At 38.0% G+C, this 25,298-nt stretch carries 37 protein-coding genes; 8 read left to right on the top strand and 29 right to left on the bottom strand.

Translation table 11 applies throughout. The annotated features are described in order from the left end of the window. Positions 1-2: 2 nt before the first annotated feature. The 18 genes from ACKTTZ_RS00600 to ACKTTZ_RS00515 all read right to left on the bottom strand — a co-directional run bounded on the left by ACKTTZ_RS00600 (position 3) and on the right by ACKTTZ_RS00515 (position 14,515). A complete protein-coding gene (locus ACKTTZ_RS00600) occupies positions 3-2,009 on the bottom strand; it encodes a hypothetical protein (RefSeq protein ID WP_407846983.1) in 2,007 nt (668 codons plus the stop codon). A gap of 5 nt (positions 2,010-2,014) precedes the next feature. Next, on the bottom strand, positions 2,015-2,842 hold the full coding sequence (locus tag ACKTTZ_RS00595) for a phage baseplate protein (RefSeq protein ID WP_407846982.1): 828 nt from the start codon (positions 2,840-2,842) through the stop codon (positions 2,015-2,017). 2 nt (positions 2,843-2,844) lie between these two features. Then, positions 2,845-3,171: a hypothetical protein gene (locus tag ACKTTZ_RS00590; protein ID WP_407846981.1), complete on the bottom strand. Its 327-nt coding sequence runs from the start codon at positions 3,169-3,171 to the stop codon at positions 2,845-2,847. Positions 3,172-3,332: 161 nt separating this feature from the next. Beyond that, positions 3,333-4,211 (bottom strand): nucleotidyltransferase, encoded by an 879-nt coding sequence (locus tag ACKTTZ_RS00585; RefSeq protein WP_407846980.1) that lies wholly within the window; start codon positions 4,209-4,211, stop codon positions 3,333-3,335. Position 4,212: 1 nt separating this feature from the next. Next, the gene (locus tag ACKTTZ_RS00580; protein ID WP_407846979.1) at positions 4,213-4,506 is read right to left on the bottom strand and encodes a hypothetical protein; all 294 of its coding nucleotides are present in this window, start codon (positions 4,504-4,506) and stop codon (positions 4,213-4,215) included. Beyond that, positions 4,503-4,706 carry a hypothetical protein gene (locus ACKTTZ_RS00575; protein WP_407846978.1) on the bottom strand — a complete coding sequence of 68 codons (204 nt, stop codon included), beginning with the start codon at positions 4,704-4,706 and terminating at the stop codon, positions 4,503-4,505. Before ACKTTZ_RS00575 ends, ACKTTZ_RS00580 begins: the two co-directional genes overlap by 4 nt. Before the next feature lie 7 nt (positions 4,707-4,713). Further along, positions 4,714-5,199 (bottom strand): hypothetical protein, encoded by a 486-nt coding sequence (locus ACKTTZ_RS00570; RefSeq protein ID WP_407846977.1) that lies wholly within the window; start codon positions 5,197-5,199, stop codon positions 4,714-4,716. Then, positions 5,196-6,161 carry a late control protein gene (locus ACKTTZ_RS00565; protein ID WP_407846976.1) on the bottom strand — a complete coding sequence of 322 codons (966 nt, stop codon included), beginning with the start codon at positions 6,159-6,161 and terminating at the stop codon, positions 5,196-5,198. Before ACKTTZ_RS00565 ends, ACKTTZ_RS00570 begins: the two co-directional genes overlap by 4 nt. Next, positions 6,161-6,754 (bottom strand): DUF6046 domain-containing protein, encoded by a 594-nt coding sequence (locus ACKTTZ_RS00560; RefSeq protein ID WP_407846975.1) that lies wholly within the window; start codon positions 6,752-6,754, stop codon positions 6,161-6,163. The genes ACKTTZ_RS00565 and ACKTTZ_RS00560 overlap by 1 nt, the downstream gene beginning before the upstream one ends. Then, positions 6,744-8,639, bottom strand: a complete 1,896-nt coding sequence (locus tag ACKTTZ_RS00555) for a hypothetical protein (protein ID WP_407846974.1) — start codon at positions 8,637-8,639, stop codon at positions 6,744-6,746. Before ACKTTZ_RS00555 ends, ACKTTZ_RS00560 begins: the two co-directional genes overlap by 11 nt. A 209-nt stretch (positions 8,640-8,848) precedes the next feature. Then, entirely contained in the window at positions 8,849-9,415 is a 567-nt protein-coding gene (locus ACKTTZ_RS00550; RefSeq protein ID WP_407846973.1) for a hypothetical protein, read from the bottom strand. Between the two features lie 71 nt (positions 9,416-9,486). After that, positions 9,487-9,897: a hypothetical protein gene (locus tag ACKTTZ_RS00545; protein WP_407846972.1), complete on the bottom strand. Its 411-nt coding sequence runs from the start codon at positions 9,895-9,897 to the stop codon at positions 9,487-9,489. 4 nt (positions 9,898-9,901) lie between these two features. After that, the gene (locus ACKTTZ_RS00540) at positions 9,902-11,071 is read right to left on the bottom strand and encodes a DUF2586 family protein (RefSeq protein ID WP_407846971.1); all 1,170 of its coding nucleotides are present in this window, start codon (positions 11,069-11,071) and stop codon (positions 9,902-9,904) included. A 2-nt stretch (positions 11,072-11,073) separates the two neighbouring features. Then, the gene (locus tag ACKTTZ_RS00535; RefSeq protein ID WP_407846970.1) at positions 11,074-11,604 is read right to left on the bottom strand and encodes a hypothetical protein; all 531 of its coding nucleotides are present in this window, start codon (positions 11,602-11,604) and stop codon (positions 11,074-11,076) included. Further along, positions 11,591-12,001 (bottom strand): N-acetylmuramoyl-L-alanine amidase, encoded by a 411-nt coding sequence (locus tag ACKTTZ_RS00530; protein WP_407846969.1) that lies wholly within the window; start codon positions 11,999-12,001, stop codon positions 11,591-11,593. Before ACKTTZ_RS00530 ends, ACKTTZ_RS00535 begins: the two co-directional genes overlap by 14 nt. Further along, the gene (locus ACKTTZ_RS00525; protein ID WP_407846968.1) at positions 12,001-12,426 is read right to left on the bottom strand and encodes a hypothetical protein; all 426 of its coding nucleotides are present in this window, start codon (positions 12,424-12,426) and stop codon (positions 12,001-12,003) included. Before ACKTTZ_RS00525 ends, ACKTTZ_RS00530 begins: the two co-directional genes overlap by 1 nt. A gap of 17 nt (positions 12,427-12,443) precedes the next feature. Beyond that, positions 12,444-13,469 carry a hypothetical protein gene (locus ACKTTZ_RS00520; RefSeq protein WP_407846967.1) on the bottom strand — a complete coding sequence of 342 codons (1,026 nt, stop codon included), beginning with the start codon at positions 13,467-13,469 and terminating at the stop codon, positions 12,444-12,446. Positions 13,470-13,510: 41 nt separating this feature from the next. Next, entirely contained in the window at positions 13,511-14,515 is a 1,005-nt protein-coding gene (locus ACKTTZ_RS00515) for an HK97 family phage prohead protease (protein ID WP_407846966.1), read from the bottom strand. Positions 14,516-14,685: 170 nt separating this feature from the next. Here ACKTTZ_RS00515 and ACKTTZ_RS00510 point away from each other — a divergent pair, with 170 nt between their 5' ends. From ACKTTZ_RS00510 to ACKTTZ_RS00475, 8 genes are all read left to right on the top strand, one after another. Continuing rightward, positions 14,686-14,970, top strand: a complete 285-nt coding sequence (locus ACKTTZ_RS00510) for an oxidase (RefSeq protein WP_407846965.1) — start codon at positions 14,686-14,688, stop codon at positions 14,968-14,970. Continuing rightward, complete coding sequence (locus ACKTTZ_RS00505) at positions 14,970-15,437, top strand: hypothetical protein (protein ID WP_407846964.1); 468 nt, start codon at positions 14,970-14,972, stop codon at positions 15,435-15,437. The genes ACKTTZ_RS00510 and ACKTTZ_RS00505 overlap by 1 nt, the downstream gene beginning before the upstream one ends. Further along, the gene (locus ACKTTZ_RS00500) at positions 15,430-17,019 is read left to right on the top strand and encodes a hypothetical protein (RefSeq protein WP_407846963.1); all 1,590 of its coding nucleotides are present in this window, start codon (positions 15,430-15,432) and stop codon (positions 17,017-17,019) included. The genes ACKTTZ_RS00505 and ACKTTZ_RS00500 overlap by 8 nt, the downstream gene beginning before the upstream one ends. Next, positions 17,016-17,486 carry a hypothetical protein gene (locus ACKTTZ_RS00495; protein ID WP_407846962.1) on the top strand — a complete coding sequence of 157 codons (471 nt, stop codon included), beginning with the start codon at positions 17,016-17,018 and terminating at the stop codon, positions 17,484-17,486. Before ACKTTZ_RS00500 ends, ACKTTZ_RS00495 begins: the two co-directional genes overlap by 4 nt. After that, positions 17,486-17,914 (top strand): phage protein Gp36 family protein, encoded by a 429-nt coding sequence (locus tag ACKTTZ_RS00490; RefSeq protein WP_407846961.1) that lies wholly within the window; start codon positions 17,486-17,488, stop codon positions 17,912-17,914. Before ACKTTZ_RS00495 ends, ACKTTZ_RS00490 begins: the two co-directional genes overlap by 1 nt. Next, positions 17,904-18,395: a phage morphogenesis protein gene (locus tag ACKTTZ_RS00485; protein ID WP_407846960.1), complete on the top strand. Its 492-nt coding sequence runs from the start codon at positions 17,904-17,906 to the stop codon at positions 18,393-18,395. The genes ACKTTZ_RS00490 and ACKTTZ_RS00485 overlap by 11 nt, the downstream gene beginning before the upstream one ends. After that, positions 18,392-19,618, top strand: a complete 1,227-nt coding sequence (locus ACKTTZ_RS00480; protein WP_407846959.1) for a DUF935 family protein — start codon at positions 18,392-18,394, stop codon at positions 19,616-19,618. Before ACKTTZ_RS00485 ends, ACKTTZ_RS00480 begins: the two co-directional genes overlap by 4 nt. A gap of 98 nt (positions 19,619-19,716) precedes the next feature. Further along, positions 19,717-20,916 carry a phage minor head protein gene (locus ACKTTZ_RS00475; RefSeq protein ID WP_407846958.1) on the top strand — a complete coding sequence of 400 codons (1,200 nt, stop codon included), beginning with the start codon at positions 19,717-19,719 and terminating at the stop codon, positions 20,914-20,916. Between the two features lie 84 nt (positions 20,917-21,000). On the opposite strand, the gene ACKTTZ_RS00470 is transcribed toward ACKTTZ_RS00475, so the two are convergent. From ACKTTZ_RS00470 to ACKTTZ_RS00420, 11 genes are all read right to left on the bottom strand, one after another. Beyond that, entirely contained in the window at positions 21,001-21,198 is a 198-nt protein-coding gene (locus tag ACKTTZ_RS00470; RefSeq protein WP_407846957.1) for a hypothetical protein, read from the bottom strand. 42 nt (positions 21,199-21,240) lie between these two features. Then, complete coding sequence (locus ACKTTZ_RS00465; protein ID WP_407846956.1) at positions 21,241-21,780, bottom strand: hypothetical protein; 540 nt, start codon at positions 21,778-21,780, stop codon at positions 21,241-21,243. 75 nt (positions 21,781-21,855) lie between these two features. Further along, the gene (locus tag ACKTTZ_RS00460; protein WP_407846955.1) at positions 21,856-22,077 is read right to left on the bottom strand and encodes a hypothetical protein; all 222 of its coding nucleotides are present in this window, start codon (positions 22,075-22,077) and stop codon (positions 21,856-21,858) included. Between the two features lie 53 nt (positions 22,078-22,130). Beyond that, complete coding sequence (locus ACKTTZ_RS00455) at positions 22,131-22,349, bottom strand: hypothetical protein (RefSeq protein ID WP_407846954.1); 219 nt, start codon at positions 22,347-22,349, stop codon at positions 22,131-22,133. Further along, a complete protein-coding gene (locus ACKTTZ_RS00450) occupies positions 22,343-22,606 on the bottom strand; it encodes a hypothetical protein (RefSeq protein WP_407846953.1) in 264 nt (87 codons plus the stop codon). Before ACKTTZ_RS00450 ends, ACKTTZ_RS00455 begins: the two co-directional genes overlap by 7 nt. Before the next feature lie 23 nt (positions 22,607-22,629). Next, positions 22,630-23,070: a hypothetical protein gene (locus ACKTTZ_RS00445; protein WP_407846952.1), complete on the bottom strand. Its 441-nt coding sequence runs from the start codon at positions 23,068-23,070 to the stop codon at positions 22,630-22,632. Continuing rightward, the gene (locus ACKTTZ_RS00440; protein ID WP_407846951.1) at positions 23,067-23,375 is read right to left on the bottom strand and encodes a hypothetical protein; all 309 of its coding nucleotides are present in this window, start codon (positions 23,373-23,375) and stop codon (positions 23,067-23,069) included. The genes ACKTTZ_RS00445 and ACKTTZ_RS00440 overlap by 4 nt, the downstream gene beginning before the upstream one ends. Then, positions 23,372-23,794 carry a hypothetical protein gene (locus ACKTTZ_RS00435; RefSeq protein WP_407846950.1) on the bottom strand — a complete coding sequence of 141 codons (423 nt, stop codon included), beginning with the start codon at positions 23,792-23,794 and terminating at the stop codon, positions 23,372-23,374. The genes ACKTTZ_RS00440 and ACKTTZ_RS00435 overlap by 4 nt, the downstream gene beginning before the upstream one ends. 12 nt (positions 23,795-23,806) lie before the next feature. Beyond that, a complete protein-coding gene (locus ACKTTZ_RS00430; RefSeq protein ID WP_407846949.1) occupies positions 23,807-24,586 on the bottom strand; it encodes a DNA adenine methylase in 780 nt (259 codons plus the stop codon). A gap of 2 nt (positions 24,587-24,588) precedes the next feature. After that, positions 24,589-24,846, bottom strand: coding sequence for a DUF3850 domain-containing protein (locus ACKTTZ_RS00425; protein ID WP_407846948.1), 258 nt, complete (start codon positions 24,844-24,846; stop codon positions 24,589-24,591). Between the two features lie 13 nt (positions 24,847-24,859). Further along, positions 24,860-25,288, bottom strand: coding sequence for a hypothetical protein (locus tag ACKTTZ_RS00420; protein WP_407846947.1), 429 nt, complete (start codon positions 25,286-25,288; stop codon positions 24,860-24,862). Positions 25,289-25,298 lie beyond the last annotated feature (10 nt).

Here is a 25,298-nt window from a genome sequence, read left to right as displayed (position 1 = left end):
TATTAGAATTTATATAGTTCCACTATGTTTACACTGATACCCGTAGCTGCTGCCGTATTTTGATTATACATGCCAAAAGAAATGGCTCCGGTATATCCTGTTTTTGTGTATAATAATGTTTGATTATTAATCGTAATGATGATCGTCCAGCTTCCGCCTCGTCTCATGAATATTACTGATAACCCATACGTATTCCCTGAATTATTGACCAGAGAATTTGATGAGTTATCCGGGAAAAAAACAGTAAAAGGATACCAATACTTTTGTACAGCTCTTAGGTTGACTACTGTTTGATTCAGTAGATCAACTGTGCTAGCAGCATTTACCAATCCGACAAAATGGGTCATAGTTCCCTGACCGTTAGTAATTGTTGACGTATTACCTGTAATTTCAACGGTCATATAAAAATCTTCATCTGCACCGACTAATTGATTTGTTTTTCTTGCCGCTACAAATGATGAGTCATCTGCCATTGCTTTTACATTAGGATCTGAACTGTAACTTACAGAAGCTCCGGACTCTGTAATTACGGGTGAAGTTGCATTATTGTTAATTTTTCTGCTCCAGACAATATTATTTAAATCAACCCTGTTTACCTGAGCTACTACATTCAGTGTAAAGCTTGTTAAATAATAGGCTACACCGTTCCACAATCTTAATTTATATGTTCCTTCAGGAATATCTTTGAAATTGTAATAGAAAGTAAGGTCAGTTCCATTGGTGTACAACTGAACTTGTGATGCAGGTATCTCTACCACCACAGTTGCTGTATCTGCTGAAGAACTTGCACCAGTACATAATTCAATCTTAAAGTTTGTAGGAGGTAAATTTAAATTTGCACCTCTTAAATTGATCCAGTAAGGTTTATTCTGTTTATCGACGATTGGAGGAGAAATGATTGCAACGCTCATTGTTCCAGTAGTCCAACCACCATTTGCAATGGTTTTAATTTCATTTTTCTGAGCATCGGTAAATCCTTCCCATAATGCTTTATAGTCTGTAAAATCCCTAAACATGAACATTCTGGGAGTTCCTGTTAAATCAGCTCCGTAAAAACGTCTGTTTGTATGAGTGATCTGATAAGGCAGTGATTCCGGGTTATCATCAAAAACCATCGCCTTTGCCCGTAATCTTCCATTATTCAGGTGCAGCATTTCGCTGGGAGTAGTTGTACCAATACCGAACTTTGTACCGTCATAATATAAGCCAGATGCTGTAAAATCGTTACCATTCCAAAAAGTAAGATAACTTGCAGCCGGATTGATTGCCCGCCATGTTACAGAGCCTGAAGCAAGCCGAGCTATATAATTACCTGCTGCTGTTGGTTTATCCATCTTTGCATCTAAAGCCGCCTGCAAGCCTTGAACCATCGCAATAGTGATGTTCGTTAATCCGGTCGGGATATAATTTCCAGCAGTGGTTTTACTACCTCCTTTATAGATATATAAAGAATAGTTACCGGCTCCGTCAGGAATGGCAATCATGTCATTTTTTTGATACTGATAATTAGCATTGTTAGCCATGAATGCAGCCAAAGAAGTTTCTGTTACAGAAATAAGCTCAGTTAATCCCAGTGCTTCAATCATGGAGGCTAAAATCTTTCCATCACCGGTAGTATAATCAGCAAAAGGAAGATACTTACTATCTGATTGATTTTTAGTATAAACATTCCCTTGTAATGAATTTGGGAGATCATCTATAAGAGCAATATTGGAAGGAAGATCGCCAACACCTAAAATAGTTCTCCACGCCTGAATATTAATGTTATTCAGGTTGGATGCGTCTAATTTGGCTAATGTTGTACTGTGCGCTTCTGTGTTAGTTAGATGCGCATTGTAGACCTGCTTATCTACTTTCTCCTGTAATTGAGTATTGAGATTTTCTACCTTATCCATCGGGATGGATTCGTCTTTATGATAAAAAGATGTCCACGAGGCAGCAAACTGTTCCTGTGTCGGGAAATCTCCGGTTTCAAACCAGCTTAATATTGTATTGATAGGGGTTGACATAATCGTTATGGTAAATTTGGTTCTATAAAATAGGCGATAATAGAGGGCTGTATATTGTTATGTGGTTGATTTCCTCCTACATAATCAGACTCAACCTTTCTGTTATTGTCAATCCAATTATCAGGATGTCCGACAGCATTACCTGATGCACTACCATTGGCAAAGGTTGGTGTTCTATGCGAATGAGAGGGCATTTCAGCCAACGTTAAAGTATGTTTCTTTGCTCCGATAGTTCCTTTCAATGTGGAAAAATCTACATCGTTAGGATCAAGCCCTACAATTACTTTTCCTCTGATGTCGATACATTCTTTCCAACCGGCAGGGATTTCAGCTACTGGCTTAAACCACGCCCAAACCACACCACCGTTAATGATAGGAGCTGTTTTCATTTCCAAAACTTCCACACGAGTAACCAGTGCATCAAAATCATCTTGGGAAACGCTGTTATCTACTTTTGATTGAATTTCTTTAAGGGTTTTGAGCTTTACAAAATCTGCCCAATTATAATTAACAGCTCCTGATCCGAATCGCACCGTCCTTTTTTCGATCAGCGTTTTAGTAGTCTGATCCTCGAAGGTCTTTTGAATGTCCTCCTTATGGATGTAGACGGTAGAAACGATAGAACCGCCCTCAAAGTAGTATAATTTACCTTCAATAGCTACGATTCCAGGCGTTACATTAGTTCCGGTAATATCACACCCGGAAAGTATCGTTAAATTCCCGGAAAGGTCTCCCAATACTTCAAATATTCCGTATGCCTCTTCAATGAGGGACATCAGGTCATTGGTAAGCGGAACCCCACCGGTTTGTAAAAATTTGAAATTGTATCGCATGATTAAATAATTACTATTTGATATTGTTTACTTTGCAGGATATAAAAATCAATCTCTGCCTTTAACTGGATCTGGTTAATTCCGGTATTTGGAATTTCTACGATAAAATCGTATTCACTGTACAGTTCCGCCTCCGTTCTTAAATAAATCGGGTTACTGTCATCATAAAGCCACTTCGTTTTACTGTGCTGCGGATCGTCCTCTGCTTCTGTGTATAGATAGACACCTTCGTACTGTACCGCTTTTACAATCTTTATCCGGCGTTCTATCGGATCAAAAGCATCATTAAGCCTTTTCTGCACTGAATACTTCTGATAGTTGTAATTCATTTTAATAAGGTTTTGCTTTCTTTTCCTTAAAAATTCGATATACATTGCCTCTAAAGGAAAAATAAGACACCATATATAATTGAGCAGCCTGTTTTTTCTCCGGAATGTAGGCAGCCACCAAAAAGTAAGCTGTTTAAAATTGATATTAAATAAATGATCCATTATTCCTGTGGTTGATAATTGATATAAGTAACTCCGCTCCAGTCCTCAATTTTAAATCTCCCGGACTTTGGTATCCTGCTTATTTCTATCGGTTGAAACTGTCCGTAACCAACACCTGGCTCAATCCATTTACTTTGTACACTTAACTCATTAAGATCAATCACTCCTTCAGTTGCTTTGATGGCTTCTAAAAGTGTCTGTACGCTCAGCTCTCCATTAAAAGGGAGATTCAATAAAAAGCGGTTTATAGTGTTCTGTACCGGAAATTTTCCGCTTACTATACTCATTCCGTTAGGTAATAATACCAGCGGATCATAACATATTTTAATATCCAGTTTCAGAATATCAGGTAAAAAATTCACGATCACGATATCATCACCAGTACACTGCGTTTCTTCAATGTATTTTTTGAATGCCAGGGCTTTTTCATCAGAAAGAACTTCGTCCGTATTTTCCCCTGCAATCTTCATGGAAATGACAATCCTGCCCATATTCGATCTGTTTCTTGTAACCGCTACGTACTTTATAATTTTTGAAGCTTCTACCTGTTCCGGAGTAGCTTCTACCTGTACGCCGTTATCTTCATAAGTTGTAGAAAACCGGTCAAATTCCTCCAGCCAGTCGAAACCGTATTGAAATGCTAAAGCTAATCCCCTGTACCACGGCAGACGTGGTACTTTTTGATTAGCAATTTTTTCGTCAATTTCTTTCAGGTGAAGTTCTGCAGCTTCCTGAAAACTGAATATGGCAAAAGCAATTGTTTCTAAAAGGTTGCGCCATATTGAAGCCTTAGAAGTAGAATTAAGCTCTTGTAAATAACCATTCTGCTCTTTAAGTCCTATTATGCTTAGTACAATCTCTAAAAGTGTTTTATTCATCTCAGCTTACTTTAAAATCTCCGCCTATTCTCATATATCCAATACCTTTAAGGGTTGGAATAACTAATGGGTCACTCACCCCCGTAGCCGGTTTTACGTCATTATCCACATAATAATTATATATATCGGTGTTTTTCTGTAATCCTTCAGAAACCTCCAAAGATAACCCGGCTGACAGCGTATCAGATATAGACAAGCCATTCGCTATGGCAATCCTAAAACTGTTTTCTACTGTTCCGGTATGCTGCAAGGCGATATCCAGAATAGACTGGTTATGTAAAACTTTTTTTATCATGTTATTTTCCCCTGTGTTAATGGACTTCCGGCTCCCCCGCAGATTCCTGTAACGGTTGCATTTTCCAGCAGAGCTTTCACTACTTCATAGATGGCATCTACCATACTATCTAAAGCCTGCTCTGCGGAGGTAGTATTATTACGAGCCTGTAATAATTTGGCTTTGATATTTGCTTTTACCTGTGTTTCTGTTAAAGGCATTTTAAAACTATTTTAAAAATTCATTAAATCTGTCTGCAATACTTTCAAACTCCGGATCAGTTAATAATTCAATGGTAATTCCCGCATTGGTCTTAAATACCATATTCCTGCAAGCCTGAATAAAATCACTCATTAGCTTTTTTAGCGTTTCATTCTCTTTTTTTAAGAGAAACCCGTCTTTATCTATCTGAAGCTGCGTATTTTCAATTTTCAGATCAAAATCTTCTATCTCACTGAAAAATTCTACATATAACCTGTGCAGATCTTCTTTAATTGGAGATACCAGCACATAGCTTCCGATTTTTGGAAAGAGAAAGAATCGCTTTCCGTTATCTTCCACGGTAGCTGAGAGCTGTACATCTTCATACTCTAGTCCATTATCACTCACCTTACAGGTTCCTGCCATTTTATCCACAGAAACAACCTGTGCGGGAAAAGTATCTACACCCCTTTTTGTTAGTATCTTTAAGGCATCCTGTAACGCTTTGCTCATATCTTATTGCTTATGGTAATTTCTCTCCTGGCTCCGTCCATTCCGTAGGTGGTGACCACCTTTTTAATAAAATACCTTCCTTCCCTGTTGGTATGCTCTTTATCCTGGATAACTGCCGCCATTCCACGGGTAGCATAAGGCATCAAAAAAGATTTTACGGAACCTTCAAACCCTTCATATTTCAGTTTTTTGAGTTCTGCTTTGGCTGCTTCCCTCATTTTGTTTTCATCTGAAATAACATGGGTGTGAAACGTTCTTATTTCTCCAGATTCATCTCCGACTTCCACAACTTTTTTATGATTTTTATTATCTATATAGATGTACTTTATCCGCAGCCTTTTTTCGTCTTCTGTTTTGTACTCCAGATTGTTTTCTACCAGATTATAGTTTAAATCATACAGGGCGTGCTGTCCTATATTATTAAGCTGCTGCAATCCTGCATATAGTTTTCCATCATCATCAAGGTAAATACTTACCAGTAATTGCTCTTTAATATCCTGCAATGCCTGTGTCCCGTTTCTGTCTTTTATTATCCACTTATCCACTGGATAATCCGGTATTTTGTCTGACAGTCTTATGTCTGTTCCTAAAACAATCTCCTGAAGGATTGCTTTTAGGGTGGTTTTTCCGAAATTCCTGTTAATATTCTTTCTCCTGAGCTGCCACATACCATCTTCGCATTTTATTTCCAGAGGAATTTTTGAACCTACACTGGCAACATAACCCACAAATTCAACTCCTTCATAACGTTCTTCATATCCCAGGGTAATGGTGACTTTATCACCCGGCTTTATGGTCTGCTCTGTAAATTTTAGTTCTCCGTTTTGCCGGATCTTAAATTTTGAAGGCATTTTTATAACTGCTGTATCTACCAAATCCTCAACAGACTTTGTGATTTCCACCTCATGAATGGAGCGGAAAGTGTAGTCACCAATCTGTATTTTTCCTGTCAGTATAAACATTATGGTAAGCTTATTTTTTGTTTTTCTGTGAGGTCAGCATAGAAATCCTGATCCGAAACTGCATAAATGGTGTATTTCTGTAGTCCCTGCTGTCCTGCCATTTCTTCAAACTCAATATTTTTAAGCACAATATTTTTAATATCAAAAAGAATCAGGAAAGGATTATCAATAACCTTCAAGCTGTCATTTATTTCAAACAATTTTTGTAGTTCCTGTACCTGTTGTGACGGGTATTCATCCCGGCGATTTTCATCTTCATTCACGCAAACCCCTCTTATGGTGATCTGATAGTCTTCAGTACAGATGTATTCTTTTACTGTTCCCTTCCGTTCTTTTCCTACTGTAGCGGTCTCTACAATGGTTTTTGCCAGGCTCATCGAAATAAGGGGTTCATTGGGAAATACATAATGCTCTTTCTTATAAGAAACCTTTAGCGTCTGGAAATACTTGCCACCTAATAAAAGGCTTCTGGCAATTCCGGTAAGGGAAGGCAGAACAAATTTTGTTTTATTTTTCGCCCACCAGCTTGGGAAAGCTGGTCCCACATAATCAAAGTGGGCTTTAGCTACGAGTTCTTTAATATCAAATTCCATTAGTTTGCATTTGGTTAATATTGTTTACAGCTCTTAATAGACCTTCTGTTACTTTATCTCCAAGACCTTGTACTCCTTTTTCAGAAGAATCAACATAAATTTTAGTATCTGTTCCCACTTTGTCAATATTGATCACAATATTCATTTGTTTAGAACCTCCGGAAACAATTCCGTCTTTATCCTTTTTACTCTTATCCTTGTCTTTGTCTTTCGCTCCGGGAGGTTTTAGACCTTTATTTTTATTCAGGTAATCTTCATACGCTGCCGGATCACCTAATTTATCTCCTGAAATATTTTTAAATGAATTTTTAAGTTTATTCCAATCTTTATTAAACTGATCCTCTTTAAACTCAACTCCAATATTTCCAAGTTCTTTTTTAGCCTGCCGATATCTATCGGCACTATCTTTCATTTCTTTAGAAAATCCCTTTTTGAAGTTTGCCTCGTTTTCCTGTATCTTTTTTGTCCAATCCGATGTAACTTGTTTATTCATGGTATTATATGCACCTGAAAAATCAAATTCTAAAGCCTGTTTTATCGCTTTTCCTACATTGGCAATCTTTTGAGCGATCTTATCAAATATTTCAAAAGCAGAATAACGAAGCCTATTAAACTGATAAATGGCAATATCTACTCCCATTCTAAAATCAGCTTTCACCTGCTGCCACCATAATTTAAGAAGGTTCCCCAGAGCCGTCCAGCTTTTACTCCAGCCGTCTGTGTACTTCATTAAAAAGCCGATCACCGTCATTAAGGTAACAATGCCTATAATGATTAAACTAACCGGATTCAGTGACATGACCAGATTGAAAACCCCAAAGGCTATGGCTGCATCCAGAAGGTAGGGAGCCAGTGGTCTTATCCAGTCTAAGAAAGTGGCAATCCCTGTAGAGAGCCAATCCACCACGGTTAAAACTCCCATCATTACATTACCAAAGGATTCCAATGCACTTTTTGAATCAGAAATACCGAAAACGCCTTGTATAGCTTCCTTGAAAAATGCCTTTAGCGATTTTACCAGTGGAGTGAGGTATTGCCAAAGCAACTCAAACCAGTGGGCAATCTGCGGCAGATGATCCTGTAAAAAAGCCAGACCGTCAACGATCAACCCTAAAGTATCTCCCATGATTCCTCCGGAATACCCGCCAACAGCTACCAGAAAACTCCACCACTGGTCTGCAAGATTGGAAAGTCTGCCTCCGAGCGTTTTGGAAATTACGTCCATAGAACCAGCAACCCCTTTCATCTGACCGTAGGAAATAATGGCATCCTTAATCGCCTGGTCATTCATCTGCACCTCTTTGGTAATCCCCTTAAAAGTGAGAGATACTTTTCCCCCGTCTTTAGATGCCCTGATCCCAAATTCCTTCATTCTCTCAAACTCTCCGGTCTGTGCATCCAGAATAGCTTCGGTAAGCTGGTCAAAGGATTTACCCTGCGAACTGGCAAGATCTCCCAAAGCAGTAAGTTCATTACGGGTAGGAAGTACTCCACGGTTTACGAGTTTAATAAAAGAGCCGGTAAGCTCGTTGAGCTGGTAGGGAGTTTTAGCGGCAAAATCTGTTAGCAGTGCTAAAGCTCCCTGTCCGACCTCCTTATTCTGAAAGGTATTGGTGAGGACGGCATCAAATTTTTCATATTCGCTCCGGGCTTCAATAACCTGATTGGTAAATCCGAGCAGGGAAATTCCTGCAAACAGCCCGATTAACTTTCCTTTCAATCCCCCGAAGGCATTTCCTAAACTTTTGGAAATGCTCTCGGTTTTCTTCATATCCTCATTTAAACGCCTTACATCACGGTCAGTATTTCCCAGGTCACGGGAAATCCTACGCAACTCTGAACTGGCGTAGTTTTTCATTCTGACAATAAATTCGTAGGCGTTCATTTAACCGGTATTTTCTGTGGATTCTTTTTCTGATATTCTGATAAAATGGAGCGTTTGTATTTTCTCACACCACTCATCATCCGTTAATTTCTCAGGCTGTGGGATATGAAAATAATACTGAAGGTAGCCGTCTAAAATTCTTATATTTAGGTCTTCTGCCTGCGTGTACTCATAAGCCGATGCATCACTGGTATCAATGACAGCATCGTTTAGAGCTTTTTTAGCTGTGCTACTTTTCTGTTTTGGAGTTCTTCAATGGCTTTATAAAGCGGCATTCTGATTTCTGCATCTTCTTTGTTATCAAACTCAGCAGAATGTTCGCCTACCTTAATAAGCTCATAGAGTTTCTCCTGAGTAACAAAAGGTTTAGAAGACGGGTTTTTTCTTTCCGCCATTTTAATGTCCTCTCTGGTGATAACCCTTACGCACGTTACGGCATCTTGAATTTTGATATTGAATTTTCTGTCTGCAAGCTCTGTTATTTCTGCATCCGGGTATTTTAAAAACTTAGTCAGCTTCTTTCTTGCCGGTAAGAAATAATCATCATCCTTGCGGATCTCTTCGTCTCCTTCAATCCATAAAGCTCTGAGCATTTCCTCACCAAAACCGACCTCTCCGTCATCATCCATAGCGTTAAACACCCGCTTATAATCGGTCATTGTAGGGATTCTTAAATAGCAAACCTTATCATCTACAGGAAATTCATATACTCCGCCGTATTTTTCTTTCCACTTGCTGATCTTTTGCTCCAGTGTTTTGTTTTCTTTTGTTGTCATTTTTTTGATTTTTTTAAAAAAAGCCCACCCATAAAGAGCGGGCTCAAAATTGAAGTGATTATGAATTATAGTTATTGTTGCCTTTTTACGTCAAGGAAAAGAATAGGAAGCTCCACGATCATGTTTTTATCCCCTTGTTTCATTCCTTTTTTAGCTTCTGTAAACTGTACACCTTTCAGAATGTCAATAACAATCTGACCGCCGTCTTTAGGCACATATGCCACGATAATATCAAAATCCAGAGAAAGGATATCTTTATTCGCAGCATCTCTTGTCATTGCCTCCAGCTCACTCTGCCAGATACTGATCTTGCCGTCAAAGCTTCGGTTTCCGCTCACAATGCTATGAGGTTTACAGCCCCTGCCGTATAGCAGGTCTTTTTCTTTTTTCTCGGTGTATTCAACTTCGGTAACTCCGTCTATGATCCTGCCACCAAAAGAAATGGTGATATCACACCAGCTGTATTGTTTTGAACTGAACATATTATTATGTGTCTATTTTTGTTGTGAAACCTATATTTACTGTGATATACTCTGCATAGCCTACCGGCTGTAACTGAATTTGTACAATCAGCTTTCCTGTGGTCAGCACATCCTGCGTTTCGTCAATGATGACTTTGCAGTTACTCAGCTCACCGGCGGAAGTCATGAGTCCGTTAATATTACTTTCAATGGCATTCTGCCATGATTTTATAATAGCGGGGTGAATGGTTCCGCTTGCCGTTACCGGAATTTCGTCTGCCAGATTTTCAACCAGAACATTATAAGCGATAATAACCGCCTTATCCATTACAAAACCATTGGAAAGCGTTTTAAAATCGTCTGTCTCTTTGGTCAGTGTGGAGTCTGTCGAAAAATAAAAGCCGGCTCTTCCTGCGAAGTTTCTTAAAAAAATGTAGTTTTTATCGGCAATATTATCCCAGGCAGTAGTAAGCGTTTCTACTTTTGCACCATTGGTATAGTAAGCTGCTGTATTTTCTACCGCTCCGTCTCGTACCCTGTGGATTTTACGCTGTACAGGAATTGAAGCCAAACGTCCGAGAGCCAGTCCCATGCTTGCTTCTTTTTCTCCGTCAGTATTGGCGATAACCAAAGAAACCCTGTTAAATTCTGTTGTGCTGTAATCCTTCAGCTCCTGAACGTTTCCGCTGAAATTGTTAGCGGAGATCAGTACCCTTACCGGAAAATATTTGTCTGCAAATTCGGTGGAAAGCTGCTGAGCTTTGATAACGGCTTTATCTACATCGGCATCAAGACCTCCAGCAGAGGTTTCTGTTCCCAGAGATTTTTTGATAATTCCCAGTACCCGGATTCTACCTCCAGCTTCATTGAGTAGTTTTTTTGCAAATTCCTGAGTATTATCCGCTATACTTTCCATAGAGGTAGCATCGGAAACCAGCATAATCCAAATTTCGGAACCTGTTTTAGCATAGTCATAGAAAGCCTTTACATGCTTATAAGCAAAAGGATTATCTGCTTTGGTAATTCCGGCTCCCTCTGCATCTTCCAGAGAAAAAAGCTGTTTACTTTCTCCTATGGTGATTTTTCCGGCAACCGTACTTCCTGTAATAACTACCCCCGGTACTTTCTGCACATTTCCAGTCAGGAGTCCGAGACCTGTGGTAGCTATATTGAAAATAATTTTAGGTAATCCCATGATTAGAAAGAAATTTTAATTAATGATTTAGTGACAAGTCCTGCAATAAAAGCAATGATCACGCAGGCAATAATTGCCATCCAATTGAGCTGTGTCTGCTTTTCTATAAGCTGATCATTGATCTGAGTGTTTTCCAGATACCGGTTCATATATTCCTGCCGGATTTTGGCTTCCAGAGCGAGACTGTCGCATTCTGCTTGTATAAAAACACTGTCATGTACAATTTTTAAGGTTGCTTTAGCGTTTCCGTTTTTCTGTGTCCATATTTTAGGTTTTTCAAAAGCCTTTAAATCAGCTTTAAATCCCGGCTGTAAAATTCCCGGCTGGATGAGTGTAAACTCAGAAAGCGGAATTTTCATACTTGCCTCCGTTTTCGGGGTGTATAATATGGTATCTTTATAAGTGACTTTACTTTCTGTTACCTGATTCGTTATACTTTCGCTTTTTTTAACAACCTGCCGGGAAGTCCGGCACGCTGTTAAAATCAAACAAATGGCAAGTAAAAAAAGAAAGTGCGTTTTAAATGTTTTCATATTCTTTTTTTGCGTTAAAACTCGGACAGGCTTTAGCAACTTTTGGAAAGTCCCGATGTCCTTGTATTACTGCTTTGGGGAATTGTTTTTTAAGCTCTTTCAGCTTTTTCAAAAGGCTGCTTTTTTGGGCATCTGTCCGGTTATCCAGTGGCTTACCATTTTTATCAATACCGCCGATATAGGAGATATTAATAATCTTGGAGTTCCAGCCAGCTACACCGTTAGACACTTTACTGGTAGATAAAAGCTCTACAATTTCACCGTCAGGCTTTATAATAAAATGATAGCCGGGCATTTTCCACTTTAATTCGTTTTTCCAGTAATTCTGGATTGATGACACTGTAGCGGTCTGTGCTGTAGCGGTGCAATGCACGGCTATATATAATATGTTTCGCATTATTCCGGGTTTTGAATATTTGCCAGTTCTGCTTTTTTAGCTTCAGTAAGCTCTGAAATCTTAGCAGCTGTTAGTTTAGTGTCCGGCTCTTCCTCGAAAACTTCCTTATATTCAGAGACTGCCTTATCCTTAGCGGCTTTCAGTTCTGCGGGAGTTGGTTGCTTTGCGGCATCTTTAAGCTGATTCTGCGCCACCTCCTGGGCTTTTCTTTGTAATCCGGCATGATCTGTAGTGATAAGATCATCCTCCTGATCTTCCACCGTTACGCTTCCTGATTTCAAATGCTCCAAAACCTTACTGTCTTCTAACGTTCTGGCGTGAGCTAAGGCATCCTGTTTCTGAACAAAAAGCGTCTCGTCCGATGTTGAAAATACCTTGTCATTCGACTGATTTTTAAAGAAATATTTTAATTTGTCTTTTAACATGATGAATGATTTTAAGGTTAAAGAATCGCTGCCAGATATTTAGGGTTTGCAGCTCTGATGTTTCCTACCAGTGCTCTTTGCGCAAATGAAAGGGTATCTGCTTGCAGACCGGAATCTCTTAAAGTTGCATACATTTCAGTATCTCCAAAACATCTGAATACTTCGTCTGAACACCAGATAATAGAACTTCTTTTGTCTGTGGCATCTTTAGTGGCTCCAAATGCTTTCTTTGCACCATCAGCGGTATAGATAGGATTTTGAGTATATCTGAATACTTTAAAGCCATACAGAACCTTTTCGTTTAGAATTTCCTTATACAGTTTTTTGTCCTCTTTTTTGATTCGAGCCATGTGTTCCGCATTGAAACAGATATTGAAGTTATCAACCATATCCAGATCATTCATAAATGCCTCAGCATCAATTACAGCATCAAGAATGCTGTCATTAGCTCCGGTATTTAAAATTTTGTTGAATGCGTTATTTACGGCAGGTGACCACATATAAGCTGCTCTTTTTCCAATATTTTTGGCAAGAGATTTTTTATGTCTTCCGATCACGCTGTCTCTTTTATTATACTGGAGTTCGATTTCCTGAAGCTGTCTGTGTCTTGTCTGCTCTGTTGAGTAAGTTTTCAGTACCACCTCATTAGGGATGTCCTGTATATTTGCCAATGGCAGCGGATTTTCGTTTCCTGCAAAGTAATCCTCAAATACGGCGGGTTCTATTCCTGCCTCTGCCAGATGTAGTTTATTATGTTCTACATATTCGGACATATCCGTGGAAGCATATACGAAGCTATTATCCGGGACAGGGTTTTCTTTAATTCCTGCTACCCATACTTCTGTCTGCAATCCTTCCATCAAATTTCCTTTATATAAGGAAACGGGTGCGAAATAGGTAATTACCGCATGTCCTGCCGTAATAATACTTGCAGCAACTAAAGGATTGATATTAACTGAAACAGCCTGCGCAAATACGAATGATGCAATAAAAGCCATTAAAAAGTTAACAGACAGAGCTAATAATGAAAGTCTCTTTTTCATAATTTTAAATGATATTGAAATAGTTTTTAAATAATTTTGAATTAACCTTTGTGGCGAATACCGGATGCATAGTCTTTTGCTAGCTGGGCATATTTTGTCGGCTCTTCGGTTCTGATTCTTTGCAGCTCTACCACGTTGTGTTTTTGCAGGTAGTCAAAAGTTTCCTGACCCTCCCCTGCATCGGTGGTTGCGGATGCATTTTGCTTTGACAGTTGTACTGCTCCGGCAATAGTGGTTTGTTTCTTGTTTTTACCGTTAGCATCTTCCTTATCGGATATCAGCTTGCTCAGCTTAGCCTTCTGTCCCTCGTGGTCGGCCTCAAATGCTAACAAAATACCGTCTTTCAGGTCTTCACTTACCAAACCTAAAGCCACCGCTTTATCTGTAATGGTCTCAGCTTCTGATTTTTGAAGAGCCTTATATTTTCCCTCCCATTCTTTAGACTCAGTTTCTGCTTTTGTTTGGGATAATTTCATTTCGTTAATAGTTTGAAGCAATTGCGCTTCCCCTGTATCTGCCGCTTTACCTAATGCAAGGGCAATGGTTTTTAATTCTGACATTGTATTTTCTGATTTTTGATTAACTAATTTGAGCGGGATTTGCCCGTCTTTGTTTTTGGATAGTCTCAGGGCATCGTCATTACCGCCGATATCTACGATGGAAATTTCAATCAGCTTACATTCTTTCACCGTTTCGTATTTCTGTCCCGGAAGCAAATCCTCCGGAGCAACTGAGGTCACCAGATCATCGGCATATAAGGAAGCCATGCGGATAAACCCACCCTCTACCTTTTGGGCTATTTTCTGGGCAAAGGCATCGTTCTGGTCAAACTCAATCTCAGCAACGAGCTGGGAGTTTTCCTTATAGAGCTTTACGGTTCTGCCGATAACTTCACCACCACGGTTTTTATCATTATACCTTTCGTGCATAAACAGCACGACAGGATTACGCATATACTGGCTGTAATCAATACCATCGGTCAGCACTCTGTATCCGTAGGAGTTTACATTCTCTGTATTAACAACAAACTTGTAAGTCTTAGACATTTTTTCTCATTGATTTCTGGGACAAAATTGGGGGATTGCCAAACCGGAAAAAAACTGTCGATCAACCAGTCGGAAAAAATTTATATACAGTCTGAAAAAATCCATACTGGTTGAATGATAAATTTTTATAAAGCCTTAATCGGTGGAATTTTGCGATAAATAACAAGCATATGAAAGACTTCTTATTTACCGATGATCTCGAAATAAAAAACGGAGATTTCGCTATCGGTGAAAGTGATAATCAGCATGTAAAAGATATACTGCTTGCCAGTAAAGGGGAATTTAAGCTATTCCCGGAGCTGGGGGTAGGAATCGACCAGATGCTGGCAACGGAGGATGCAATGGAATGGCTTATTGAAGCTAAAAAAAACCTCGAATATGACGGAATGAACGTAAAGAACATTGCTTTTACCGAGGAAGGCAAGTTAAATGTGGATGCAAAATATAAAGAGTAATGGCAAGATTAACCGCAGTTGAAAGCGACTTTAAAAAAAGTCAGGGAAAAGATTTGTTTATAAAAGGATTTAGCCTTCAGTCAATCTATGAAATTACCGGAATTGGAATAAAGACTTTAACAGGCTGGCGGGACAAATTCGATTGGGAAAAGGAAAAGGAGTTAAATAATATCCGTCCGTCTGAAATTAAAAAACTGATTCTGCAATATGTTCTGGATATAAAAGACGGGAAAAAACCCACCCACAAAGCTGATGACCTATCGAAAATATCAGCTGCTTTTGACAGATTAAATGACAGTCGGAAAAAAGCAGTTTATACAATGGAGAGTATTGACGGCTTTAGTTCCTATATATTGGAAACAGCCGGAAAAACCCAGGGTAAGAAACGTGAGAAATTACTGGAGCTGATAAAAGAAATCAGACCGCACTTTGATGCATATGTAACTGAATTATTGCAAAATGACTAAAACGGAATTAAAGGAGGCTAAAGAAAGATATTTCATGCTTTCCAAGATGATTAAGGATGCTACTTATAAATCTTTGGAAAATGAAAATACCGATCAACAGCAAGACAGGATTAAACGACTTTTAAAACCTGAGAATTATATAGAGTTCTTTGATTATTATTTTGGTGTTAATTCAGGTCTCCCATTGGCTGACGCTCCAAGTTCAGAGTTTCATCATGATAGTTATCAGAAGGTTTTTAAAGACAATAAAATTAGACAATTTCGAGAGTGGTATCGTGGAGCAGCAAAATCCATTCATACCAACGTAGGCAATATCTTACACCTGAAGGAAAATGACGAGTTATTTTTTGCTGTTCTGATAGGAGCAAATGAAGGTTTATCAAAAATTCTCTTGAGCGATTTACAAATGCACTTTGAAAGTAATGAAAGAATTATTAAAGATTTTGGACAGCAGTTAAGCTATGGAAATTGGGCAGATGGAGAATTTCAAACTAAAGATGGAAGGTTTTTTAAAGCACTTGGATTAAACCAACCTTTCAGAGGATTGAGATTTGGACAGTATAGACCTGATTTTGCAAGTGTTGATGACTGTGAAGATAGAGAAAGGGCGAATAATCCTAAAATGGTCAGGAAATATGGTGAGAAAATCACAGGAGATTTAAAAAAAGCCTTTCATAAAGAAAGAGGGCGCCTAATTATTCCTAATAACTACATTGTTAAAGATGGTTTACTTGATTTTATAAAAGAAAAATTCAAAGACAGTAAGCATTTAGATATTAGTCGTGTAGACCTGGCAACAAAAAATATTACCGCTGAAGATTGTAGAAAAAGAACAGATTGGGAACCATCATGGAAAGAACGTTATACGAGAGCAGATGTAATAGAGATCGTTGAAGATGATGACTATTATACTTCGCAAAGAGAGGATTTTAACAATCCCATTGAAGAGGGTAAACTCTTTAAAGCTGATACTATCATTCACACTATAATCGCAGAACATGAAATTTTTGACGGTATTCTGGATCATTGGGATTTATCATATACCGGACCGGGTGACTACAAAGCAGGGGTATTATTAGGAATAAAAGGGATAAAACTTTTTGTTTTAGAGGTATTCTGTGAACGATGCGAAATCAATTCCGCAATGGAAATCCGGGCTCAATGGTTTAAAAAGTATCTCCGAAAAGGCTATAATATGATGGGCTTTTTTGATGCTACAGCTGCACAGCAGGCAGTTTATACACCCATCATTTTACAGTCAGCAGAAGATAATAATTGTCCGAATATACCAATAGGGCTTCATCAGGAGGGCGATAAACACAATCGTATCTCAGCAGGAATTACCAATGCATTATTTAGAAAAATTCTTTTTTGGGATGAATCTTTGAAAATCAGATCAAAAGCGCATTATGACATATTTATGAAACAGATTTTAGCCTTTGAAAAGGGTACAACTTCAAACGATGATGCTCCTGATACATTAGAAAGAGGAATAACTCTTTCTCAGACTTACTTCGGATTCTCAAAGGAGGAAGGAAGCAATAAACCCACATTCGGAAAAAAGAAACAACGCAGATTATGACACCACGCAAAGAGCTTTTTATCAAAATAAAAGAAACATTAATGACCATTCCACAAATGGAGCTGGTCGATCTGGAACGTAAACAGATGCAGAGCGATAAGTTCCCGGATCTGTTTGTAGCTGCCCTCATAAGGATTAATAAAATTACTTATGAAACGATGACCGAAGAAAAGCAGGAGGGCAATGTTTCGGTAGATGTAATCCTGTACTGTCGTGACGGCTGGCTCAACCAGCATAATGGAACAGAAGACCCGGAACATGGATTAAATGAAATAGATCTGCTGGATGCCATAGCCGAAAAACTGCAATTCCTGCAAGGCAATCAGTTTAAGCCGTTACAGCAGACTGAAGACGAAACAGAGGAGCAGGAAATGACGGGAATGTTTTCCTATCGTCAGGGTTTCTCTACTATGATTTACCGAAAATTAGCCCCTAAATACCAACCTAAAAAAATCACATTACTGTAATGGCATTTCTAACTAAAGACGAACTGATTACCGAGGCTCCAAAGTCCTTTATTGATATACTGGTAGGAACAGAGCAGCCTATGGTCGATGAAGTGATAAACGACATGATAGATCTTATCAAAACCAATATAGGAGCCTATTATGATACTGACTTAATATTCAGTAAGCAGGGTGAAGCACGGTCACGCACGGTGCTAAACTATCTGAAAGACCTGGTATTCTACAAACTTCAAAAAAGGAGAAAGCCCGGAGTATTAGATCCTTCAGATTATGACGAGGCAATGAAATGGCTGGAGGAAGTTTCCACAGGAAAAAGAAAAGCCGATCTGCCACCGAAAAAGATTGACACGGACGGAGATGGTATTCCAGATAAAAACGTACCGTTTATGAAACTGGGGAGCAATAAATCTTATCCTAATGGCTGGTAGTTTACGAGACCTGCAACGGCTTTTTGACATAGCCGCAGAAAAAATACCGGATCAGGCAATGCGAATTATTGAAGTTGAAGGAAAAAACTTCATTAAAAAGAATTTTCAAGATCAAGGCTTCAACGATAGCGGACTGGACAAATGGAAGGAGCGTAAAACCACGGACACCAAAGGACGTGATAAGATGCGATATCGCACGAACAGAAGGGGAAGTCAGGGCGAACTCACCAAATTCGGACAAAAGGAAGTTGGAAGGGCTATTTTAACCGGACACAATACCGGAGGAGATAAGCTGCGTAATTCCTTCAGGACACGCAGGGAAAGATTAAAGGTTATTTTCTACACCTATAAGGAATATGCCGAGTATCACAATCAGGGTACAGATGACCTTCCAAAACGCCAGTTTATGGGTAAGTCTGCTTATCTGGAAAGACAGATATTCAATAAATTAAAACGAACATTAGACAATTTAATGCGATGACAACACAGCATACGACAGATATTAAAGGTAATTTGGTTTACAAACCCCTGAAGCTTTCCGGGAGTGATTCCAGGGATATAAAAAAGGTAACACAGCTCATGCTGGATGTTATCAAAACAAACCGAAGGCTTTGGCGAAAAGAGATATCCGACTGGCAGAGGGCAAGACAAATCCGCTACAGTAAGGATAATCCACAAAATTTCCTTTTACAGGAGGTATATGATGATGTAATGCTGGACGGACAGCTTACCGGAATTACTGAAAACAGAACTTTCAGAACGTCTAACAAAGATTATATTTTTGTTGATAAGAATGGAATGAAGGATGATAAGTGTACCGAATATATCAAGGATAAAACATGGTTTGAAAACTTTCTCAAAATAACCCATGAAACGGTATACTACGGAACCGGTGTAGTATGGCTGAAAGAATTTAATGGAAACGAGATCCTAACCACGGAACAGATAGAGCGTGGAGCGGTTATCCCTGAAAAGAAAATCATTGTTACAGACCCTTCACAAAGCAAAGGTTTAAGCTATCTTGAATTTCCGGAGTTTTTAATCGAAGTGCAAATGTACAGCAGTACAGGACTTTTGGAAAAGGCTGCACCTTATACCATCCTGAAACGTCATTCTTGGGGAAGCTGGGATGAGTTCGAGGAATTATTCGGCGTTCCCATCCGTATTGCTAAAATTGCATCGCAAAGTGATACCGTTAAAAATGAGGTGGCGGGATGGCTGGAGGAAATGGGATCAGCTCCTTACGGTGTTTTCCCAATCGGAACGGAAATTGAGATCAAGGAAAACAGCAAAGGCGATGCCTTCAATGTTTTCTACCAAAAAATTAAAGCACTCCGTGAGGAGCTCTCTATGCTGGTTCTGCACCAGACCATGACCACAGAAAACGGCTCATCCAAATCTCAGGGAACGGTACACGAAAATACGCTGAAGGAGCTTATTTTTGCGGATGAGAAAAAAATGCTTTCTATTTTGAATGATAGGCTGGTTCCTGTCATGCGTATTCATAAATACTCTATTCCTGAAGGATATAAAATTGCTGTAGCTCAAACCAAAGATCCGAGCGAGCAGATTAAAATAGACGATGTCTTTTTAAAAAGCGGATATATCCTTCCAAAATCATACATTGAGGAGGTTTACGGGACTGAAATTGAACAGATGCCTAATGCTCAAAATCCTGCTGTAGAAAAGCCAAAAAAGGACTAAGCCTGCTTAAACTCAACTACAGGACTAAATGCTGTGGGCATGACGAAACAATCCGCTTAACGGCGGATTTTAGTTTGAGCAGGCTGATTGAAAGATATTTGAGTGATCTCTTTGACGAAAAAGAAGTATCACCGGAAAACAGAGAAAAGCTCTGGAGTTATTATTTTGATAAACTTTCAGGAGGTATTGACGAAGGTTATAGTCTGGGCAGTATGCATTATGATACCGAGCTTGTTAATTCTTTAAGAAAAAATATCGCAGAATTTTCTGCATTCAAAGAAACTTCCTTTAAAAATGCTTTAGAAGAGCTTTTAACAAAAGACGGGAAGCTTACCCCAAAATCAGAATTTTTAAAAGAAGCTTATAAGGTTTCAGGTGATTATAATTCCAGGTGGTTGGAAAGTGAATATCATCAAACCATAGCCATTGCGAATATGGCGGAAAAATGGAAAGACTTTGAGCAGAATGTAGATTTATACCCAAACCTTAAATTAGTAACGGTACATGATGCAAGGGTACGCCCTGAGCATAAAGTATTAGACGGAATCATCCGCCCTTTTAATGATCCATTCTGGGACACCCATACCGTGCCGCTGGATTGGGGCTGCCGTTGTGATATTGAACAGACCGATGAGGAGCCTACAGAAATAAAAGGCGGGCTGCAGCTCAAAATGGAGTTTGAGAATAACCCGGCGAAAAGCGGTAAAGTATTTAATGATACTGCTTATGCTGTCGGTTTATCGGGTGACGAGAAAAAAGAAATTACAGATAATGCCCAGAGGCTTTATGAAAAAGAGGTTTTAAGTAAACCAAGAAAAGAGCAGTTTAATACGATTGCTAAATTCAAAAAAGGTTCCGTATCGGAGCATTTGCTGGTACAGAAACAGGATGACTATAAAAGCATTTTGCAGACGGCGACAGAGTTTGCCAAACAGGGGCAGAATGCAGAAATACTGCCTGTACTGCACAGAAAAGAATTTAAAGATTTTAGAAAAGTAGTATTGCCAGACTATTCTCTGGATAAAAACCCAGATTTAAGAGTAGGCAAACAGTACTACGATATTAAAGAGGTAGAATCTTTAAGCAACTCAATGAAAAATGCCAATCGTGCAGCAAAACAGGATGCTATAGCCGTAATTCAGTATGATGGTAAGGATTTGACAGAAGAGAAAATGAAGCAACAGGCAAAACGTATTTTCGGTAAAAATAATATTGATACTTCCGGGAAACATAATTATCCAAAGGATACCGTTTATTTCCTGCATAAAGGAAAGCTCCATAAATACAACAGGGATTAACTGATTTTATTCAATTAATCCCTGAGGGTTGCCCGTCAGAAGTATGACTGACAATGCAAATATAATAATTTTTTAATAAACCGGTTAAATTTTTACTTTTTTTGAATAAGTACCCTGTTCCTTTAGGATTGCGGAAACAGTTGCCGGAGAAATGGGAGGAAATTGTGAGGCTGTTTCTTCCAAAAGAGCCGAGAGCTTCCATTGCGGATGCTTTCTTTCAAGGTTGGTAAAAAACTCCCTAACCTTTTCATTCCTGTAATTTAAACGCTCTTTTCTTGTCATAATACAAAGATAAAGAGCGTTTTTTATTCTCACAAGCTGGCGTTATTCCTTACGGTATGAATAGTAGTTTTCTAAAGTCCTAAAGCCATTTTGTATAATATTTTTTATTGCATAATATTTTTTTGTTTTATCATCGTCATCAGTATAGTTAATGCCAAAGGATATATTTAAAAATCGGTCTTTTAAAGGATAGTTGACAGACATATATAGATTTTTCTTTTTTTCATTGTTGGCTGTCCTTACAAAAGCCTTTTTATCATCTACATCTATTATTTCTTTGCTAAACTGGTTCTCTACATCCGATTTATCAAAAAGCTCATTCATGAACTCATACATATCTCCATCAAATTTTTTTTTATCCAAACTTATATTAACATAAGGAACTCCATTTGATGTAAAACTTCCATCCTTCTGTTTTGTATAAGGGGTTTGAAGCTCTTTATTTTGGATAATAAATACTTTATTATTTCCCATTCTTAAAATAGTGGCTGGCTGGGTTCCTTCACCCATCAAAGTGTCTTTTGCAAAGTCCTGTCCAAAAGCAAAAACTGATAATAGTAGAAAGAATAGTATATTTTTCATATTGTATAGATAAATTTAATTTTCAAATATAATAATAAAGGTTGTCAAATTTACAAGAAATGGTTTAAAACAGTTTTAAAGTTCTTTTAAAATTGCTGTCAAGTCTGCTTTACTTTCGTTCGGAATATTCATGAAGGTTATAATAAGACGCTTTTCTTCAATTGCTTTTCTAACTTTATAAAGGATCAACCTTTCCAATCTTTCAAAGTCCTCAAATTCATTGTAATTATTGAGTGGTTCTATTGGGTTTTCCTCAAACTCAATATGCAGCGTTATTTTTGTGTTATCATTTTCCATATTTCAAATGTATAGAGGTTAAATAAAAAAAGGTTACGGCTTTCCGTAACCTATTAATTTAATGGTGGTTTTTTATGAAATTCTTTTAATGCGACACTTTCCATTGTATTTAATGGATTAGGGCTTTCTCCTGCTTTAAAGGCGTGCCATTCTCTTTTTATATTTCCACGCTTATCAGGATTATGCTCTTCACAAATTACTATATATCCTTTTTTCTGTAAGGCTTCAATAATTTCGGCATAATCATATATGTACCCGTTTATATTTACCATTTTCTTTTATTTCTATAGTTTCTTTCGTTTGGATTAACCGAGTTTCTATTATTCCGATCAATTCTTATGGCAGAGTGATTAAATTTTTCTAAGCTGCTAGATGCAGTCGCAATCTCTTCTAAGAGTTCGGAAAAACTTTTTTCTAAGGGAGGAGGAACCCTGCTGAAAACCTCTCCATATTTTTCTTCAAGCATCTTATAAAACTCTTCCAGTTCGTCAGCTTTGGTGTTGTTTCCTATTATTATAGTATCATTCATTTTAAAAAGGTTTTAAATGGTTTTTAAATCTTATCGGCTAGCCACACTTTATTATATAGGAATGTTTCGGGATATAGCATTGCTGTTTTGTCTATTAGTTTAGATTGCTTATATATTGGAATGTAGAGCAGAGCCTCCAATCTTTCAGCATCTTTTAAATCACCCCAGAGACGCTGAGCCCGCAGTAATTTTCCTTTTTTGTAACCATAGGTATTCCAAAAGTTTTCAAAGCTCAAATCTGTAGGTATAGCTCTATAATCAAAGTCCATGTCTTTTCTTTCGCAGAGCTTTATCATTTCGCTTTCAGAATAATGATTGCGTTTGCTCTCAAAAATCCATTTTACCTGCTCTTCTTTCCATCGTTCCCCGTAAAATTTCACCTCTTCTAAAACTCCAAAAAAATCATATTTGAAGTATATTTTTTTGTCGCACTTTTTGTGCATTGCAATGTATTCTCTACTCATAATAATTGTGGGTGTAATTGGTTTTTGAGCAGTTCTATTCCATTATTATAGGCTCCAGACTCACAATATTCTCTTATAACATCCAGTAACTCATCTGCCAGATAATAAGGCAGCTTCATTTTAAAATCTTTTGCAGGGTTGCAGCTCATAGTTTTTTTTATGAAAATGTACCGGAGTTCCATCCTCATTGCGAAAGGCACTTTTTGCCGCTTATTAAGCGAATAGAACTCAATATTATCATATCTTGATAAAAGAGCATTAACTGCAATTACTGTCTGTTTATTGGTTTTAAAGTCAACTTTCATTTCCCGTGGATTTCTTTGTGATAGGCGACTCTGGCACTATTCTCTGAAACATTATACATATCACCAATCTCTTTGAACTTTTTACCTTCCTTATGTAATCTTACTACATTAAGGCGCATTTGAGAGCGGGGCTTTGTCGGCATAGATTGTTTTGTAGTTTCTACCACTGGTTTTGCAGGGATTACAAATTTTTTAACGGTTTTGTTCTTTTCTCTTTTTTCCTTTTCACGCTGCCGTCTTTTATTTTTTCTGTTTTCCTCTGAAAACTTTAGAGCATTTTCGTCTGTGATTATGGCTTCCAGTGTCCACATTCTTAGTTTCGGATCATACTGTCGTACTCTGTGAACTGTATTCTTGTTAGCTTCTTTGTAGCGGTCTACAAAGGCAATAGCTTTATAATGTTCTGCGTTTGCTTTCATATTTAATGTATTTTATATTTCGTAATCTATTCGCATTTGATTGCAGTCATAATTTGTTATTAATATTTCGGTTCGACGGTTTTTAATATTCGCCCGGCTTTTTATTGGAATAATATTAAGATTAAGCCTTTTGGCTTCAGCTATTATAAAAGGGTGATCAAATTCAGACATCGCTGATTTTATACCACAATTAGCAACTATTTCAAGGCAGTCAACCGAATCATCATTTTTCCAATTTGGAACTCTATAAAAATGCTCTGTATCTAAATAAACCGGATCGAGGTACACAAAACATTTATCTTTGTCATTTAAGCCTTTTGTAAATGAAATTTTTGAAAGTACATCCCTAAAATCCCTATTCATTATTTTTACATTCTCTAAAGCCTCAAATGTTGCATTCAAATTTTTAAGTATTGAAATCTTTGCATTATCAAGTCCAAATCTCAAAGTATCTCCCTTTCCCATGTATGAGAAATTGGAAAGAAATATAAATCTCACAGCTTTTTTTACTGGATCTCTTTCCTCATTTTGTTTCCAATATTTCAAAAGTGTTTCTGTGATTGGTACTATTTGAATTTCCTGTCTAAATTCTTCGAGATTGTTTTTTATAACCATGTATAAATTATACACATCATCATCAAGATCATTCACGATAGCATATTTTGGCTTTGGCAGATAAAAATAGCTTCCTCCTGCGCCAAAAAAAAGCTCTATTCTCATCCTGTGGCTCGGAAAATAACTTGCAATATCCTTGACCATTTTTCTTTTATTCCCTAATCTTGTCAGGATCATAATTAATACCTTAAATTTGATGGCTCTTTTAATCCTAACACAACCCATCCGGGAACTATTCCAAACTGACCACCATGTAAAATGTATTTAATCTCTTTTAGAACATATCTTTGGGGACTGCCTTCCTGTACAATTTCAATCAGCTGAACTCTGTCACCTACTTGGAAATTTCTGTCATTTTCCCTTACTTCAAAATCTTTTCTCCTGTGGAAGACATCATCAAAATAGGGGTTGAGTGTCTTTAATACATGTAATTTCATATTATCAATGATTTTAATTATAGCTGGTCTGTTCCATTATCCAGGAGCCGGTTAGCCGGCTGGTGAAGTTTAAATCTTTCTGAGCATTGGAAAAAGCATTGTAAAGACTATCCAACCTTGTAGAGGGTATTTTATTAATATCATCTACTTTTGCAGCCTGGCAGATTGTTCCAATAACATAAGCCATAGAGACTTTTTTATTCATTTTCGTGTACATTCCGAAAACAGCAGCGATCACTCTTTTACGTTTTTTGTCCATTTCTTTGCTTACCTGCTGTTGTCTTTGAGAAAGTGTATTGCAAAGTCCGGTGAGTTCATCGGGAGTAAGTCCTCTGACGCTGTTTGTACGTCCGTGTGTCCATTCCAGTACAAGGGCTCTGCGTTCATCTTCAGTAACGCCAGCTTTGGAAAGGATTGTCATTAATTGTTTTTTTGTTGCCATATTGTAAATT

The sequence above is a fragment of the Chryseobacterium sp. KCF3-3 genome (genome assembly GCF_045865955.1).
In the GTDB taxonomy this organism is placed as follows: domain Bacteria; phylum Bacteroidota; class Bacteroidia; order Flavobacteriales; family Weeksellaceae; genus Chryseobacterium.
Note: the sequence above shows the minus strand (reverse complement) of the source record. Positions and strands in the feature narration are given on the sequence as shown.